The organism is Bacillus mexicanus, from assembly GCF_050445615.1.
Lineage (GTDB): Bacteria > Bacillota > Bacilli > Bacillales > Bacillaceae > Bacillus > Bacillus mexicanus.
Genome location: NZ_JBCEYV010000002.1, coordinates 381,972 through 398,458 on the forward strand (window position 1 = coordinate 381,972; position 16,487 = coordinate 398,458).

Sequence of the window (16,487 nt, forward strand, 5' to 3'; positions counted from 1 at the left end):
AAACGTATTCCTTACCCATATCCTATAAAATCTCAGGATGATACGCTATTTTTTTGCTCAATTTTTTCTTTTTATGATTAATTGTATTTTTTTAAGGGTAAAGATGTTAATAAAGAAAGAGCCTTCTGTTCAGAGAAGGCCCTTGTCTTATTTATTATTGAACAACACGTCTTACATTGCCATTGAAATATTTTTTCCAGTAAGGGTTACTCATAGAATCAATTGACACACCATGTGAAGAATTGTCGTTAAGGAATGTTCCATTCCCTAAATAAATACCAACGTGTCCATTTGTTTTGTATGTGTTAAAGAAAACTAGATCTCCGCGTTTCATTTCTGACGCGCTGACAGCTCTTCCTCTATTGATTAACGTATCAGTTGTTGTGCCGCCGACAGGTCCAAGGTTTACACCTGCAGAAGCGTATGCCCAGCGTACGAATGATGAGCAGTCAAAAATACGGTTGTCGATATCAGACTGACTGCGTCCGCCGCCAAATTGGTACGGAGATTTCCCGACGAGACTTGAGCCAACGCTGATTGCTCCTTCAATTCCGCCTGAGTTGCTGATGACAGTTCCTCCGCCTGAATCGCTGTTTGAGCTGCTGCTCTTCTTAGAAGATGAGCCGTTAGAAGAATGGTCTGAAGAATCATCATTTGATAAGCTTGCTTTTGCTGTTTTAGGTGTAGCCGTTTGGGTTTCAGCTGTTTGTGTCTCATCAGATGCTTTTTGAGCTTCTTCCTGCTTTTTGATTAAAGCAGCCGCAGCTTCTTGTTCTTTTTTGATGCGTGCTTGTTCAGCTTCAGTATCTGCTTTTTGATTCGCAAGTTCAGACGCTTCTGATTTTAATTCAGAAATCGCAGCAGCCGTTTTTTTCTGGCTGTCTTTTGCTTCGTCGAAAAGCTTGTCTTTTTCATCAAGCTGTTTATCAAGGTCTTTTTGCATCGTTTCTAATTTAGCCAATGCTGTTTGAACTTCTTTCAGCTTGTCATTTAAATCCGCTTCAGAATCTTCCAGCTTCGCTTTATCCTGCTCTTGCTGTTTGATTAACTCTTTGTCTGCATCCACAATAGAAGAAACTGCAGTCGCGCGAGAGATAAAGTCACCAAAGCTTGTTGATCCTAAAAGAACATCTATGTATCCTTGAGATCCGCCGCTTTCCTGTAAAGAACGAACGCGTTTTTTCAGAATGCCGTTACGTTTTTCAATGCGGGCTTCTGTCTCTTTAATCTCTTTTTTCAGCTTTTTGATTTCTGCTTTTGTTTTATCGTTTTCTGCTTTTTTATCTTCGATCTTGTTGCTTGTATCAAGCGCCTTATCGTTAATGTCTTGTAGTTCTTTTTCAATCTTTGATTGATTTTCCTGAAGCTTATTTAATTCTTTTTCTTTCGCTTCAATGCTGGAAGCAACCTCAGATTGCTTGCTTTCGATTTTTTGTTTCTTATCATTTAATGTTTCCGCCGATGCAGTTTTACTTGTAAACGGGATCAAAAAGCTGCTTGTCCCGATGACGGAAGCCAAACCAAGTGTTAATAAACTCTTTCTCAATTTTAAATCCTCCCTTTTACTGTGAACCTGTTCTCATTTGGAATCGTATTTTAAACATCAAGTTTCGTTCCTCATACTCTACGAGGAATGATGGTTGTTTATGGTTAATTATTCTGTGTATCTCTTATTCTGGTTGTATAGCGTTTATTTCACATCATATGTAAAAAACACTAATTCCTTATGTACGAGAATCATTATACCATCAAGTTTCGACAAATTAGCGATAAATTTTATTACATTTGTGTTTCAAACAGATGTCATACTGTATATCATTTGTCATTTTTTTTAAATGAGTAAAAAAAACGTCGATATTATTCTCTTAATATAATCTATAAAACCAAAAAAAAGAGCCGATATACGAATCGACTCTTCAAAATATTCTATTCTAGAATATCATCAATATATTTCATATATTTCGTCAGCGTTGCCGGAGAGATGCCAAAGCGGGCCGCTGTGTCTTTTTTCGTATCTTGCTTGCCGTGAGCTTCTTTCCAAATATAACAGATCGCCGCTGCCAAGCCTCTCTCATTCTTCAACGAAGCGGCTGCACGGATTTGCTGGATCACATAAAACACCCAGCAGCTCATAACCTCTGTTTTCATCTCTTCTTTTTCAGCTTGCTCCAATAACTTAACGGTTTGATAGGTAAAAAGTGCATCCTTTGTTACGTCAGCAGCCGCGGACTCCCCGTGCAAAAGGAGTTTCACAAAATGATTTTCGAAAGGAGCAGTAATTCTCTTCGAGCGTAACACCGCTTCAAGATGCTCCGTTTCTCCCTTTGTGCTGCTGATATAATAGGCCGCGAGACGCTGTTCCACAGATGAAGGAAGAGCTTCCCTCCGCTCAATCCAAGGAGCCGGGCGGTCTTCTCCGGGATATTGCGACTCGACTTTTCTCCAAATCGTCTCAGCAAATTCAGTATGTCCCGTAAAATAAGCTGAGCATGAGAGCCAGTAAAAGAATGTGTCATCACCTTCAAACCCGGTTTTATACAATGATTTAAGCCATTTATATCCGATCTCGTAGCGGCCGACAAGCGCCAAAGTGGCTCCCAGTTTATAGCGCTGTTCCAATAGCATCGGATACACATTGGAAAGCTGGCTGCTCAATTCCGCCACTTTTTCATCTTCTCTTTCATAATAGTAGAAAACGAGAAGATTGCATAAGGCGTGAAGATTCCCTTCGTTATGACTGAGCACTTGATAAGCGGTTTGCTTCGCTTTTACGATGTTGCCTGAATAGAAATAGGCAAGTGACAGGTTATTGTATGCTGACCAAAGCTCCGGATACTCGGCTGTGATTTCCTCAAGGGCCGTCACTGCTTCAGCAAGCTGACCGCTTTCCAGCAGGGACTTTGCCCGATCCTGCTTCACCAGCAATTCATCCTGATCATATAATGAATCCTCAGTCCCGTCGTCTCCTAAGTCCAGCAATTCAAGCAGACTATCGTTTTCTTCAGCGAATTCACCGTCAGGATCCGCATCGGAATAAGCGGCCGCTTCTTTATAAGCTTCTTGAAAGAGTCCTAAATGAGCAAAGTTATTCGCTTTAAAGTAATGGCATTCCGGCATTTCGGCCTCCAGATTTGCCATGATATAATCAAATAAATCGTTCGACTCTTGATATTGGCCCATTTCTGAGTAAATGACCGCAAGCTGCGAAAGCATCTCTGAATCCTCCGGTTCCAAATGAACCGCTCGCTGAATCAGTTTGCTTGCCCGTTTCAGATTACGTTCTTTATACGCCTTTAAGCCTTTATGAAAAAAATATTGTCCATCTTGAAGCAGCTGGACAATTTGTGCGTGTTTTTTATGTTCAGAAGTGTGTTTTCCCACAACTACCCTCCGTTTTATACAATGTACCGTCAGTAGTATACCATAAATCTTGAGCCCCTCAATAGTTCAAAAGGAAGGATTGGGAAAATCCCTCCGTTTTTTACTGGCTGATTCGACCAACATTTACCCGGCTTTGTTTTCTAAATCTGCGTTCAATTTCAATTGCTGTTCTGCAAAATCTCTATATAGATCATGGGACGCCATTAATTCATGATGTGTGCCCCGTCCGGTAATTTCTCCATTTTCAACAAACAAAAGCTGGTCCGCGTCTACAACGGTGGATAAGCGGTGAGCGATGACAATTGTTGTGCGCCCCTCCATCAGTACATCAAGCGCCTGCTGAACTGATTTTTCAGATTGGCTGTCGAGACTGGAAGTGGCTTCATCCAGCATAAGAATGCTCGGATCACGAAGAAGTGCTCTCGCAATCGCGATTCGCTGCCTCTGTCCGCCTGAGAGCATAATGCCTCGTTCACCTACTTCTGTGTCAAACTGATCCGGCAGCTCCTTTATAAAATTGAGCGCATAGGCCATCTCCGCGGCTTTTTCAATCTCGGTATCTAATACTTCACGTTGTAACCCGTAGCAAATATTTTCTCTAATCGTTCCTGACATTAACGGGCTTTCCTGTGACACATATCCGATGTGCTCTCGCCATGATTCAAGCGAGTACGAAGCGACCGGCTCAGCGCCTAATCGAATGGTCCCGGCAGTCGGAATATAGAATCGTTCAAGCAGCTTAAACAGCGTTGTTTTCCCGCCGCCGCTCGGACCGACAATCGCTGTTACTTTCCCCGCTTCAATAACGGCGCTGATCTCTTTCAAGATCAGCTGATCAGGCTTATATCCAAAAGACACACGCTCAAGCTGGATAGGCAGATGCGCGTTTTCAATTTGTTTTCCTGCAGCTGTATCTTCCTCTTCCTCTGCCAAAATCTCAATCATTCGTTCTGTTGCGCCGATTGATTTTTGCAGCTGGGTAAAAAACGTTGTAATCTGCCCCATCGGCATAATAATTTGAAATAAATATAAAATAAAAGCCACGAGCGCGCCGGCCGTCAGCTCGCCTGATGACACCTGCATGCCGCCGTATCCGATAACTGCCACAAGCGCCGCCATTACCACAAGTGAGATGAGCGGATCGACAAGCGACTGAACTTTGGCTTCACGAACGCCTAGTTTAAATAATGAAGAAATCCCCATCTTCCCGCGTCCATACTCGACATCCTCCGCATTCGAAGCCTTAACGAGTCTGATTTCCGGGAGAATTTGATTCAGCAGGCCTGTAAAACGGGCTGTTTCATCCTGCGTTTCCCGAGAGATGGAAAACATCTTCCGGCCAATCGGGAATAAAATTAGGGCCGCCAGCGGAACGACAATTAACACAAGCAATGTCAGCTTCCAATTCATAATGAATAAGATGGTCATTGATCCAATAACAGAAATGATCCCTGTGATAAATCCGCTGATATGAGTTGTGATCAGCTCTTTGACCACCATCGTATCGTTCGTTACACGGCTGACCGTTTCTCCGGAAGCGTTAGTATCGAAATAAGAAACGGGAAGTTTAATTAATTTCTTCCATAATAAATCCCGCAGTCCGGAGATGATTTTTTGTCCATTATAGTTAAGCGCATATGTAGCATAAGCGCTCAAACCGGCTTGAACGAAAAATACCAGCGCGATCAACCCAATTTGCGTCCCTGACAGATTTGACATGGAAAATCCGTCGACAAGCTGCTTTGTCAATAATGGAATCATCAGACTGACAAGAGTCGTTACGATACTGAGAATCAATGCAAAAGCAAGCTTCCCGTAAGAAGGATTGGTCTTCTTTACTAATGCAAAAAAGGGTCTCAATTTACTTTTCGATTTTTGTTTCTGGCTTGGCATATATGGTTCCTCCTGTTTCAACTTCAGGTAAAATGGCATAGCAAAAGGATGATTTTAACTCTTTCTTAATCATATCAATGGAGAGAGACTTTTTCAGTATGTTTTTGCTGTCATGAAAATAAAAATCTCCCACTCATTATTTGAATAGGAGATTTTTAGATCAGATGTCTTGAACTGGCTTGTTTTTTCTATAAAAGACGCAGTTTTATATTTTCATAAATATGTTTACTCCCCGGCTTCCCGCTCTTCTAATTGAAGGTGATAGAGTTTAATATTTTTTTCATCTTTTTCTCATCGTCTTTGGGATTTTGCTGACATGTCTGTGTATTTGCTGAACAGCTAAACATAAAAGAATATTCCATACCTAAATCACCTTGTTTTTTTGATTTTATATAACCGAGATAGATATAAGATGGTTTTTCTTCTTTGTCGAAGAATTCTTGTTTTGAAGCAAAGTAAATATCCTTGTCTTTCGCTTCTAATTTTTCAAAATGACCTTTGTATTCATTTTTACCACTAACAATATCCAACATGGTCTCCGGGTTGTTTATAAATGATTCATTTTGATAGAACTTTACTGAAGCATTCATTACTATATTCGTTTTACTATTAATACTGTCGAAAAACAGTGACTCGCTTGTCTTTGAAGTTTCAGAGTCGGAATACTCCCCATCTTCCGGAAACAACATCCTAAATCCTTTCAGCTTAGATTCCAGCACATAATATCCCGGCTCCTCTTCCTTCGTTGACACCATGTACTCTCTCGTTTTCTCGTCTTGAAACGCTGGAACTTGCGGCAGGTCTTTTGGATCCATGTCTTTTGGTTTTACGGCTTCTGTTTTATTGTCATTTGTGGTGTTTTTATCATTGTCGTTCATACTGCATCCGCCTAGGGCAAGCAATAAGCTGATGCAAATCAAGATGATCTTTTTCATGATGAACCTCCAAAGGTTTTCTTGTTTCCCCAAAATCATGCTAATCACTTTATTAGATTTCTATAACTTCTTGCGTTCATTGAGGAAACTATTATTAATGGTCGAATTCTAAATCATCAATGAGCCGTAATGTTTCGCCCTCATCCTCATTTTCCATCTTATTTCTTCTCTTTATCTATTAAAAAGGTGATAGAATGAATCAATTTCTCAACTTTGTTTTTAGCCTTTCCTTCATCTAAATAGCATGATTGATTTTCATTTTTGCATCCGAAAGTAAAGGCATATTCAACTCCTAGGTTATCTTCTTCTGTAGATTTCACATAACCAAAGTAACTGTATGAATCATTATATTTTCTTTCAATATTCTCAAAGATGTCTTTTTTCTTAGCAAAGTAGACGTCCGTGTTCTTATTGCTGCTTTTTTTATATTTGCCTTTATAATCGTTTTTTCCACTTACAATATCCAGCATTGTTTCAGGTTCATTCACAAAGCTTTCTTCTGTGTAATAGGTTACATGCCCATCAAACATTACATTGGTGTCTTTGTCATAACTATTAAATCCAATACTTTCTTTATTTTTCCCAGTTAACGATGATCTTCTTTCTAGATACTTAGCATCCTCCGGAAACAACATCCTAAACCCTTTCAGCTTAGACTCCAGCACATAATACCCCGGCTCCGCTTCTTTCGTTGACACCATGTATTCTCTCGTTTTTTCGTCCTGAAACGCTGGAACTTGCGGCAGGTCTTTTGGGTTTACGGCTTTTGTTTCATTATCATTCATACTGCATCCGCTTGTTAGGGCAAGCAATAAGCTGAAACTGATCAAAATGATTTTTTTCATGAAGAACCTCCATGGGTTTTCGGCTAATTGGCTTTTATGTCCTTAATCAAAAAGTGATTTTTAGCCTTAATTTTAATCTTTATTTTCCGTTTATTTCTCCTGTTTATGATCTAAAAAGGTGATGGATTTCATCTGCTTTTTCACCTGATCTCCTAAATGATCTTGATCTAACGTACAAGGCTTCTCATGATTTGGACATCTAAACATAAATGAAAATACGATACCTGCTTGTTTTTTTTTGGGTGATTTCATATAACCGAAATATCTGTATGAAAAGTTGTATTTGTTTTTCTCGTTTTGAAAATGATTTTTCTTATGAGCAATATAAATATCTTTATCTTCGTTCTCCAGCTTTTCAAACTTGCCTTTATAACCATTTTCACTGCTAACTTGCTCTAACATTGTCTTAGGAGTATTAATAAAAGAAGTTCCTTGGTAATACTCTATTTGTGCGTTTATCACTTTATTTTTTGATTTATCGTAACTATCAAATGCGATTATTTCTTCATTTTCATCACGACTAGACAAATAGCTTGAATATTCCCCGTCCGCCGGAAACAACATCCTAAACCCTTTCAGCTTAGACTCAAGCACATAATATCCCGGCTCCGCTTCTTTCGTTGACACCATGTATTCTCTCGTTTTTTCGTCCTGAAACGCCGGAACTTGCGGCAGGTCTTTTGGATCCATGTCTTTTGGTTTTACGGCTTCCGTCTTATTGTCATTGGTGGTGTTTTTATCATTGTCGTTTATACTGCATCCGCCTGTCAGGGCTAGTAATAAGCTGAAGATGATCAAGATGGGTTTTTTCATGACGAACCTCCATATCGTTAACTGATAGAATCAAACGTACAAAAGACCGCCGCGTTCTCTCGGCAGTCTTGATCAGGCATGATGGTTACTCTTTTCTCGAATAAAATATTCTTGAGATAAACAGGCCGATGACTCCTAACAAGATGAATAAGACAGCTTTCCACACTAGATCAATTGAAGCAGAATCTATTAAAATCATTTTGGCTAGTGTTATGAATAAAAAGATCAGCCCGATTCGGTTCCATATCTTGTCTTTGGTTGTGTAATAAACAGCGTACATCACAATGACAAATATAAACCAAGACAGAGATACACCGACGTTTACTGATACACCGTCAATCCTATCTGTCATCCATATGGATAATTTGCTGAAGAATACAAGCACCAGCAATGAAACAGCTGAGGAAACAACATTCGCGACTTGTTTATATTGTATTTTCTTCGAATATAGGTAGCCGGTAAATAGTGAGCTGATCAGCAGCAGCCAAGAGAAAATGCTGAGAACGTGTAATGAATGCGCTGGATATTGCATGAGGCCGCAGGCTGCCTGGAATAATACAATCACCCCGGCAATGCCGATCAGCCAGCTTCTTTTGCGGTATGACACGTAACACATCATCATTCCTTGCAAGGTGAATATGATGTACAGTAAAATCACCTTTTCATCACATACATCCGCTGCCAACACATGAAAATAAATCATAGAAATGAGAAAAAGCGTATGTTTGATTTCAGCAAAATCTTTTCTTCTCCAAAAGCTTACCAACAGGTAAAACACAAATGCAGCAGTATAAAAAGCGTATAATGCTGTATCATTTTTCATATAGAGGACAATCCCTGTGCTGAAAACGACAAAAGCTCCGATTGAAACGGCTGTGAGATAGACAGCTTTTTTAAATTGGCTGTTCGATCGTAAGGCTGAGAGGAGCGTAATCGCGTGCTGCATCATAAATACAGCAAGTGTCCAACCCGTCACCTGTGCATCTGTAAATGATAAGAAAGCAAAAATCGCTAATATAAATGCATAGTTTGCTATATTCCATGCCACGCTGTACTTTTGTTTGACTGTCTCATACATTAAGCCTGCGAAAACCAATGACTCATATACATAAAAGATATATTCATTTCCTTGCTTCCCGCCAAATAAGAAAGGATACAAGTAAACACCTGCGCCGATAATGGCGATTAGCGTTTGTGATCGGTATTTTCTTGATATGTACACACCGCCCGCAACGCCTGCAGCAAGAAGGATTACTGTAAGTATGGTCGGTATAATCTGGTACAGCATGTTCCCCGCAAACAAAGAAACAATATAGACAATATTACTGCCCGCCAATAATGAAATACCCAATACACTGGCATTTTTCTTATGTAACCTGCTGCCGAGAACATATAGCACAATGGAGACAATAAGCCCTGCCGCTACCCTTATATATGTGTTGATCCAGCCTTTTTCAGCAGCTGCCGCAAACGCCCAAATCATGCCAAGAAGAAAAACAAAAATAAAGATTTTCGGAAGCCAATTTCCCACCATGTTTTCTAAAGTACGGTTTTCTTTTGGCGGAGCCGGCGTCTTTTTTGGAACTTCTTTGTTGATTTTTGGGTGCACTTCCGTTTTGACGATGGCTTGTTCTTTCTTGCCTCTAGCGAGGTATGCGATCTCCCTTTTGACGCTTTCCAGTTCTTGTTCCAAATGTCCAACTCTTTTGTTCAATTCATCAATTTTTTCGTTCACTATTCTCTCCTCATTTTTCGAATAATTAGCAGCCGCTTTTTCAAGATATGACTTTTCCTCACTTTTCTGACCGCTTTGCATAAAATAATCCTAAAGGCCCGTTTCTCATTCGGGATTTTCGTCCTTAGTTATGTTACACCATGGAAAATTTTCGTTAAATAGGGCATTCGATTGATTTTTCCATTTCTTTTATTAGGCTAGACAAATGCTTCAGGCGCAAAGATACATAAAAAAGGAGCTGTCATATACACAGCTCCAATCCTTTTACTTTTCAGAATGGCGTTTTTTCAATACATCAAGTACATCATCCAGCGGCAGAGCTTGTTCTCTGAGCAGGACAAGCAGGTGATACAGCAGGTCTGCCGCTTCCCATTTGAGTTCCTCTTGATCGCGGTTTTTCGCGGCGATGATGACTTCGGATGCTTCTTCCCCGACTTTTTTCAAAATCTTATCGACGCCTTCTCGGAAAAGGTATGTCGTGTAAGCTCCTTCAGGCATTTCCGCTTGGCGTTCCGCGATTACGCGTTCCAGCTCGTTCACAATGTCAAATCGGCCCGCCGCCTGTTCTTCTGATTGTTCTTTTGGAAAACAGCTGTAGCTGCCAGTGTGGCATGCCGGGCCGGATGGTTCTACGAGCACGATCAAGGCGTCTTGGTCGCAGTCATACCGAATCCCCTTAACGGCTTGCGTGTTCCCTGAGGTTTCTCCTTTATGCCATAACGCTTGGCGAGAGCGGCTGTAAAACCATGTTTCTTTCGTTTCCAGTGTTTTTTCGTACGATTCTTTGTTCATATAGGCAAGCGTCAGCACTTCTTTGCTCGCCGCATCCTGCACGATGGCAGGGATTAAACCGTCCTCATTAAAACGCAGTTCATCTGCCTGTTTCATCTCACATTCACCCCGTACTCTTTCAAGTATGATTTCACTTCTTTAATCGATGTTTCTTTATAATGAAAAATAGAGGCGGCCAGCGCGGCGTCGGCTTCTCCTTTTGTAAAAGCTTCAAGCATGTGCTGCGCGTTTCCCGCGCCTCCCGAGGCGATAACCGGGACAGGGACAGCTTCAGAAACAAGCTTTGTCAGCCTGTGGTCAAAACCTTTTTTCTCGCCGTCAGAGTCCATGCTTGTCAGCAGAATTTCTCCGGCTCCGCGTTTGACACCTTCTTTTGCCCAGCTTGTGACTTCCCAATCTGTTTTCTTCCTGCCGCCGTGTGTGTAAACCTTATATGTGTCGGATTCTTGGTCATATTTGGCATCAATGGCAAGGACGATGCATTGGGAACCGAAAAACTCAGCTCCTTCTGTAATCAGCTCAGGGCGGAGAACGGCTGCCGTATTCACCGACACTTTGTCCGCTCCGGCACGCAGAATCGTTTTCATATCGCTGAGCTGATTGATACCGCCGCCGACTGTAAATGGAATGGCGAGCTTTGCGGCAACCTGCTCCACTACGTCAACCATCGTTTTTCGTCCTTCATGGGAGGCGGAAATATCGAGAAAAACGAGTTCATCCGCTCCTTCCCGGTCATACACTTCTGCCAGTTCAACAGGGTCACCGGCATCCTTTAATTCGAGAAATTGAATTCCTTTGACAACGCGGCCTTCTTTGACATCAAGACATGGAATAATCCGTTTTGTGATCATTTGCGCTTCACCCTTTCAAGCGCCTCACTCAGCGCAAATTGATTGGTGTACAGCGCTTTTCCAATGATCGCTCCAGAAACACCGTCCGCCTGATAGCGGGCAAGGGCTTCGAGATCAGCTACAGAGCTGACTCCGCCAGAAGCAATCACAGATTTCCCTGTTTCCTTAGCAAGCTCGACCGTACTGTTAATATTAGGTCCTGACAGCATTCCGTCTGTTGCGATGTCAGTAAAAATAAAGACTTCCGCTCCTTCATTGGCAAGCTCTTTACCGAGTTCAGCCGCCTTTAGAGTTGAAGTTTCCAGCCATCCTTCAGTTGACACAAAGCCGTTTCTCGCATCCAGTCCGATTGCGATTTTATGACCATATTGCTTTAGCATTTTTTTGACGAATGGAGGGTTAGAAACAGCTGAGCTTCCGAGGATGACCCGATCGACTCCTGCTGATAAGTATTCATAGACATCACCTTCAGAACGAATCCCGCCCCCGATTTCAACTTTCAGATTAAGTTTTTGCGAGATTTCGACCACATGACGGTCATTGACTCTTTTCCCTTCTTTGGCGCCGTCGAGATCAACGAGATGGATCCATTCGGCACCCTCACTCGCAAATAATGCGGCCATGTCATATGGTGAGTCGCCGTATATCGTTTCCTTATGATAATCTCCTTGAACAAGCCGGACACATTTGCCGTTTCTCATATCAATTGCCGGATATAATGTAAAAGCACTCATTTTTTCACCTTCTGTTCCGCTGCCATTTTCGTGAATTGAATTAAGATAGACATTCCGACCGTGCTGCTTTTTTCCGGGTGAAATTGGGCGCCAAAAACGTTCCGTTTTCCGACGACAGCAGGCACTTGCATCCCATAATCGGCGCTTGCCAGAAGTGCGTCCTCCTCCATCCCGTCAATGTAATACGAATGCACGAAATAAGCGTAGCCTTGTTCTGTTTCAGCCAGCAGCGGAGATTCGTTATGAAAGGAAAGACGGTTCCAGCCCATATGCGGAACCTTCAGTTTATTCCCTTTCTCATCTTCCGCTTTCAGCCTGACCGCTCTTCCTTTTAACAGGCCTAGGCCTGAAGCGATCCCGTTTTCTTCACTTTGATCAAATAAAAGCTGCATGCCAAGGCAGATCCCGAGCAGCAATCTCCCTTCTGCCACCATCTCGTGAATCAATTGATCGAGCTTCGCGCTGCGCAAATGATCCATCGCGTCGCCAAATGAACCGACTCCCGGCAAAATAAAGGCATCGGCTTCTTTCAGCTCCTCCGGCTTTTCAGAAACAAAGTACGGCACGCCGACACGCTCCAGCGCCTTTGAGACACTGTATAAATTACCCATACCGTAATCTATCACGCCGATCATTTACAGCATCCCTTTCGTTGATGGGATTCCTTTAACACGCGGATCGATCGTTGCTGCTTCATCAAGCGCACGTCCAAGCGCTTTAAAAACCGCTTCAATCATGTGGTGGGTGTTTGTGCCGTAATGTACGATGACGTGCAGATTCATCCGCGCCTCAAGCGCCAGCTTCCACAAAAATTCGTGTACCAGCTCTGTATCAAAGGTTCCGACTTTAGCCGCAGGGAACTCGGCGCGCATTTCCAAGTGCGGACGATTGCTTAAATCAATGACGACTTGAGCAAGTGCTTCATCCATCGGCACAAATGCCGATCCGTAGCGTTTGATTCCTTTTTTATCGCCCAATGCTTCAAGCAGCGCCTGCCCTAAGCAGATGCCGATATCCTCAGTCGTGTGGTGATCATCGATATCAACATCACCTTTTGCTTTAATGGCAAGATCGAATTGCCCGTGTTTCGTGAACAAATCCAGCATATGCGTCATAAATGGCACATCTGTTTTAATATCCGCTTGGCCTTCTCCGTCTAAGGCGAATGCCAGCTCTATATCTGTTTCATTTGTTTTTCTGGCGCGTTCCGCTTTTCTCATTTTGCATTCCTCCGCTCTCTCGCTTCGATTGATCTGGCATGTGCCTCTAATCCTTCAAGTCTGGCAAAAGCCGCAATGCTTTCGGCATGTTCTTCAAAAGCTGATTGGCTGTATGAAATAATGCTCGATTTCTTTTGGAAATCCGTTACGTTTAGCGGACTAGAAAACCTGGCTGTTCCGTTTGTCGGAAGCACATGATTCGGTCCGGCAAAATAATCTCCAACAGGCTCAGGGCTGTATCTGCCTAAGAAAATCGCACCTGCGTGTTTGATTCTGCCAAGCAAAGCTTCGGGAGACTGTGTGATGATTTCTAAATGCTCCGGTGCGAGCGTATTGACCGTATCAATCGCTTCATCCATTGTGTCTGCCACATAGATATATCCGAAATCATTCACTGAAGCTTCCGCTATTTCTTTTCTCGGCAAGGTTTTCAGCTGCTCGTTCACCTCGGCTGAAACTGTCTCGGCCAGTGCCATGGAATCTGTCACAAACACACATGAGCTGAGCTTATCGTGTTCCGCCTGTGACAGCAGGTCAGCGGCAATTTCACGCGGAATTGCTGTTTCATCAGCCAGCACGACAATTTCACTCGGGCCGGCAATCATATCAATATCGACATCCCCGAACACTTCTCGTTTGGCAAGGGCCACGTAAATATTTCCCGGACCTGTGATTTTATCCACCGGCTCAACCGTTTCTGTTCCGTATGCCAGCGCGGCAATCGCCTGTGCGCCGCCCATTTTGTAAATGTCTTGTATGCCCAGCTCGGCAGCAGCGACTAAAACCCCTGGCGAAAGCCGTCCGTCTTTTCCCGGAGGCGTGACGAGAACGATTCTTTCCACTCCCGCTACAAGCGCTGGAATGACATTCATCAAAACAGATGAAGGATATGCGGCCGTCCCCCCAGGCACATAGACGCCGGCAGAATCAAGCGCCGTTACTTTCTGCCCGAGCATTGTGCCATCCTTTCTGTGATAAAACCATGAGGATTGCAGCTGTCTTTCGTGATATTCCTTAATATTTACGATTGCCTGCCTGATCACCTGAAGCAGTTGTGAATCCAATGAGTTGTATGCTTCCTCTGTTTCTTTTTTTGTGACTAGCGGGCTTTCTATTTCGATGCCGTCAAATTTCGCTGTATAGCTGCTGACTGCTCGATCACCGTTTGCTTTGACATCTTCAATAATAGAGCGGACCGTTTTTCTTTGCTCTTCCGTTCCAGCATCTATTGACCGCTTGAGAGAAAGCCGTTTCGCGCCGCTGAGGGTTTTTATCTTCATTTTGCCGGTTCTCCTTCCACAACAAGAGATAAGCGGGACGCCATTTCATCAATGACATCGTCTTTCATGCGATAGCTTACCGGATTGACGATAAAGCGGGACGTAATATCACAAATATGCTCCGTTTCAACAAGCCCGTTTTCTTTCAGCGTCTGTCCTGTGGAAACGATGTCCACAATCCGGTCCGCAAGCCCGATGAGCGGGGCTAATTCAATTGATCCGTTGAGCTTAATGATTTCGACTTGTTCTCCCTGTTCTCTGAAATAACTGGACGCCACATTCGGATATTTTGTCGCGATTCTCGGTGCTACGCCGCTCCAGTCTGTATTCGGGAGCCCGGCGACTGCCAAGTAGCATTTGCTGATTTTTAAATCCAGCACCTCATACACATCGCGTTCCTCTTCAAGCATGACATCCTTGCCCGCAATTCCGACATCTGCCACGCCATGCTCTACATATGTGGTTACGTCCATCGGCTTCGCTAAGATGAAACGGAGGTTTTCCTCGGGCACATCGATAATCAGTTTTCTCGAATCGTCAAACTCCTCGGGAAGCTTGTAGCCCGCCTGCCGCAGCAGCCCTGCCGCTTCTTCAAATATCCGGCCCTTCGGCATCGCCATTGTGAGTAACTTACCCATTTTGCTCTTCCTTTCTGGCACCGATAAAATAGGTGACATTTGCAAAAGTTTTTGTCATCTGATCAATATTTTCAATTCCTGACAAATCTTGAAGAACCACTTTGTTTCCTTTCCTGCGTTCTTCATTCGCATAAGCGATGGCTTGCGCCCGCTGCTCTTTGCTGAAAATCACAGCACCTATTGCAGAAGGCTCACCTTTTAGATGAAGCGCTTCAATCAGCCGGTCGATCCGAAGCCCGAAGCCTGTCGCCGGCGCAGGTGAATCAAAATGACCCAGAAGTTTGTTGTATCGGCCGCCGCTTCCAATCACAAAGCCGACATTTTCGGCGTAAACCTCAAATAAAATTCCTGTGTAATAGCTCATGTGGCTGACCATATTCAAATCAAGGCGGACATTTTCCGTACATCCGTAATCTCCAAGAATGCTCCACAGTTCCTTGAGCTCATCAACTACGCTTTTTCCCTGCACAGAATCGACGATGTTCTCAGCACGTCCGCAAACTTCGATGCCGCCTCGCAGTTCAAGAAGCTCAAGCAGCCGGCTTTTATCAATGGAAGACAGTGTAAGAGATTTGACATGCTCTCTATAGCCAACGTAGTTTTTTTCATATAAAAATCTCCGCAGCACATCAGCCCTCTCAACATTTCCAAGCACCTCAACAAACAGAGCGTCCGCGATACCCGCATGGCCGATAGCAATTTTAAAGGAAGACAGCCCGGCGCTTTTTAACGCACTGACAACTAAAGCAATAACCTCCGCATCCGCGCTTGTCGTGCCGTCACCGATTAATTCCACTCCGACCTGCTCAAATTCGGCGGGACGTCCGCCTTCGCGCTCCTGTGCCCTGAACACATTTGCCGCATAGCCGACTCTGAGCGGATGATCGTGTTTCAGTAGCTTCGATGCCGCCACCCTTGCAATCGGTCCTGTCATATCCGGGCGAAGCACCAATGTTTTGCCGTCCTGGTCAAGAAGCTTAAACAGCTGCTGCTCCTCAATGGCTGACTGTACGCCAACGGTATCGTAAAACTCCAGTGTCGGTGTTTCCATAAATTGATATCCCCATGTATTGATCAAATCGGTTAACGATTGTCTCACCCTTTTTTTCGTTTCATATAAATCAGGCAGTGTATCTCTCATGCCGTGCGGTTTTTCAAACATAAACATCAACCCGAGCACCTCCGTTATGATCTTGTGAAGGAAAATTCCGAATCCTTTAGTTCGCTAATATGATAATATGTTAGCAGACAAAAGAATGAAAAGCAATGCTTAACTTCAATCAGAATGTTTTTAGTCCACATTTCCTTCTCCTCATTTTGAAAAAAATCATGAATCATGCATTAAAGGTGCGTAATATCTCAATTTCCTT

15 protein-coding genes are annotated in these 16,487 nt (G+C 43.2%); all 15 read right to left on the minus strand.

What is annotated here, in order from left to right; all coding sequences use genetic code 11:
* Nucleotides 1–154: 154 nt before the first annotated feature.
* Nucleotides 155–1,546: a peptidoglycan DL-endopeptidase CwlO gene (gene cwlO, locus AAGG74_RS11605; protein WP_429675537.1), complete on the minus strand. Its 1,392-nt coding sequence runs from the start codon at nt 1,544–1,546 to the stop codon at nt 155–157.
* Nucleotides 1,547–1,926: 380 nt separating this feature from the next.
* Nucleotides 1,927–3,381, minus strand: coding sequence for a tetratricopeptide repeat protein (locus tag AAGG74_RS11610; protein ID WP_429675539.1), 1,455 nt, complete (start codon nt 3,379–3,381; stop codon nt 1,927–1,929).
* A 123-nt stretch (nt 3,382–3,504) separates the two neighbouring features.
* Nucleotides 3,505–5,274, minus strand: a complete 1,770-nt coding sequence (gene bmrA / locus AAGG74_RS11615; protein ID WP_429675541.1) for a multidrug resistance ABC transporter ATP-binding protein/permease BmrA — start codon at nt 5,272–5,274, stop codon at nt 3,505–3,507.
* Nucleotides 5,275–5,522: 248 nt separating this feature from the next.
* The gene (locus AAGG74_RS11620; protein WP_429675543.1) at nt 5,523–6,209 is read right to left on the minus strand and encodes a lipoprotein YvcA; all 687 of its coding nucleotides are present in this window, start codon (nt 6,207–6,209) and stop codon (nt 5,523–5,525) included.
* A 158-nt stretch (nt 6,210–6,367) separates the two neighbouring features.
* Entirely contained in the window at nt 6,368–7,054 is a 687-nt protein-coding gene (locus AAGG74_RS11625) for a lipoprotein YvcA (RefSeq protein WP_429675545.1), read from the minus strand.
* 90 nt (nt 7,055–7,144) lie between these two features.
* Nucleotides 7,145–7,867 carry a lipoprotein YvcA gene (locus AAGG74_RS11630; RefSeq protein WP_225493282.1) on the minus strand — a complete coding sequence of 241 codons (723 nt, stop codon included), beginning with the start codon at nt 7,865–7,867 and terminating at the stop codon, nt 7,145–7,147.
* 85 nt (nt 7,868–7,952) lie between these two features.
* The gene (locus AAGG74_RS11635) at nt 7,953–9,602 is read right to left on the minus strand and encodes a DUF2339 domain-containing protein (RefSeq protein WP_429675548.1); all 1,650 of its coding nucleotides are present in this window, start codon (nt 9,600–9,602) and stop codon (nt 7,953–7,955) included.
* Between the two features lie 264 nt (nt 9,603–9,866).
* Nucleotides 9,867–10,490, minus strand: a complete 624-nt coding sequence (gene hisIE / locus AAGG74_RS11640) for a bifunctional phosphoribosyl-AMP cyclohydrolase/phosphoribosyl-ATP diphosphatase HisIE (RefSeq protein WP_429675550.1) — start codon at nt 10,488–10,490, stop codon at nt 9,867–9,869.
* Nucleotides 10,487–11,245 carry an imidazole glycerol phosphate synthase subunit HisF gene (gene hisF, locus AAGG74_RS11645; protein WP_429675552.1) on the minus strand — a complete coding sequence of 253 codons (759 nt, stop codon included), beginning with the start codon at nt 11,243–11,245 and terminating at the stop codon, nt 10,487–10,489. The genes hisIE and hisF overlap by 4 nt, the downstream gene beginning before the upstream one ends.
* The gene (gene hisA, locus AAGG74_RS11650) at nt 11,242–11,979 is read right to left on the minus strand and encodes a 1-(5-phosphoribosyl)-5-[(5-phosphoribosylamino)methylideneamino]imidazole-4-carboxamide isomerase (RefSeq protein WP_429675554.1); all 738 of its coding nucleotides are present in this window, start codon (nt 11,977–11,979) and stop codon (nt 11,242–11,244) included. The genes hisF and hisA overlap by 4 nt, the downstream gene beginning before the upstream one ends.
* Nucleotides 11,976–12,614: an imidazole glycerol phosphate synthase subunit HisH gene (hisH, locus tag AAGG74_RS11655; protein WP_429675557.1), complete on the minus strand. Its 639-nt coding sequence runs from the start codon at nt 12,612–12,614 to the stop codon at nt 11,976–11,978. Before hisH ends, hisA begins: the two co-directional genes overlap by 4 nt.
* Nucleotides 12,615–13,199 (minus strand): imidazoleglycerol-phosphate dehydratase HisB, encoded by a 585-nt coding sequence (gene hisB, locus AAGG74_RS11660; protein WP_429675559.1) that lies wholly within the window; start codon nt 13,197–13,199, stop codon nt 12,615–12,617.
* Nucleotides 13,196–14,479, minus strand: coding sequence for a histidinol dehydrogenase (gene hisD, locus AAGG74_RS11665; RefSeq protein WP_429675561.1), 1,284 nt, complete (start codon nt 14,477–14,479; stop codon nt 13,196–13,198). Before hisD ends, hisB begins: the two co-directional genes overlap by 4 nt.
* Nucleotides 14,476–15,117: an ATP phosphoribosyltransferase gene (gene hisG, locus AAGG74_RS11670; RefSeq protein ID WP_162101878.1), complete on the minus strand. Its 642-nt coding sequence runs from the start codon at nt 15,115–15,117 to the stop codon at nt 14,476–14,478. Before hisG ends, hisD begins: the two co-directional genes overlap by 4 nt.
* Nucleotides 15,110–16,285 (minus strand): ATP phosphoribosyltransferase regulatory subunit, encoded by a 1,176-nt coding sequence (locus AAGG74_RS11675; protein WP_225493277.1) that lies wholly within the window; start codon nt 16,283–16,285, stop codon nt 15,110–15,112. Before AAGG74_RS11675 ends, hisG begins: the two co-directional genes overlap by 8 nt.
* Nucleotides 16,286–16,487: the final 202 nt, after the last annotated feature.

Coding starts and splice junctions, on each gene's coding strand:
- bmrA (WP_429675541.1), bottom strand. CDS start 5,274: ATGCCAAGCCAGAAACAAAAATCGAAAAGTAAATTGAGACCCTTTTTT.
- AAGG74_RS11620 (WP_429675543.1), bottom strand. CDS start 6,209: ATGAAAAAGATCATCTTGATTTGCATCAGCTTATTGCTTGCCCTAGGC.
- AAGG74_RS11625 (WP_429675545.1), bottom strand. CDS start 7,054: ATGAAAAAAATCATTTTGATCAGTTTCAGCTTATTGCTTGCCCTAACA.
- AAGG74_RS11630 (WP_225493282.1), bottom strand. CDS start 7,867: ATGAAAAAACCCATCTTGATCATCTTCAGCTTATTACTAGCCCTGACA.
- hisIE (WP_429675550.1), bottom strand. CDS start 10,490: ATGAAACAGGCAGATGAACTGCGTTTTAATGAGGACGGTTTAATCCCT.
- hisF (WP_429675552.1), bottom strand. CDS start 11,245: ATGATCACAAAACGGATTATTCCATGTCTTGATGTCAAAGAAGGCCGC.
- hisA (WP_429675554.1), bottom strand. CDS start 11,979: ATGAGTGCTTTTACATTATATCCGGCAATTGATATGAGAAACGGCAAA.
- hisH (WP_429675557.1), bottom strand. CDS start 12,614: ATGATCGGCGTGATAGATTACGGTATGGGTAATTTATACAGTGTCTCA.
- hisB (WP_429675559.1), bottom strand. CDS start 13,199: ATGAGAAAAGCGGAACGCGCCAGAAAAACAAATGAAACAGATATAGAG.
- hisD (WP_429675561.1), bottom strand. CDS start 14,479: ATGAAGATAAAAACCCTCAGCGGCGCGAAACGGCTTTCTCTCAAGCGG.
- hisG (WP_162101878.1), bottom strand. CDS start 15,117: ATGGGTAAGTTACTCACAATGGCGATGCCGAAGGGCCGGATATTTGAA.
- AAGG74_RS11675 (WP_225493277.1), bottom strand. CDS start 16,285: ATGTTTATGTTTGAAAAACCGCACGGCATGAGAGATACACTGCCTGAT.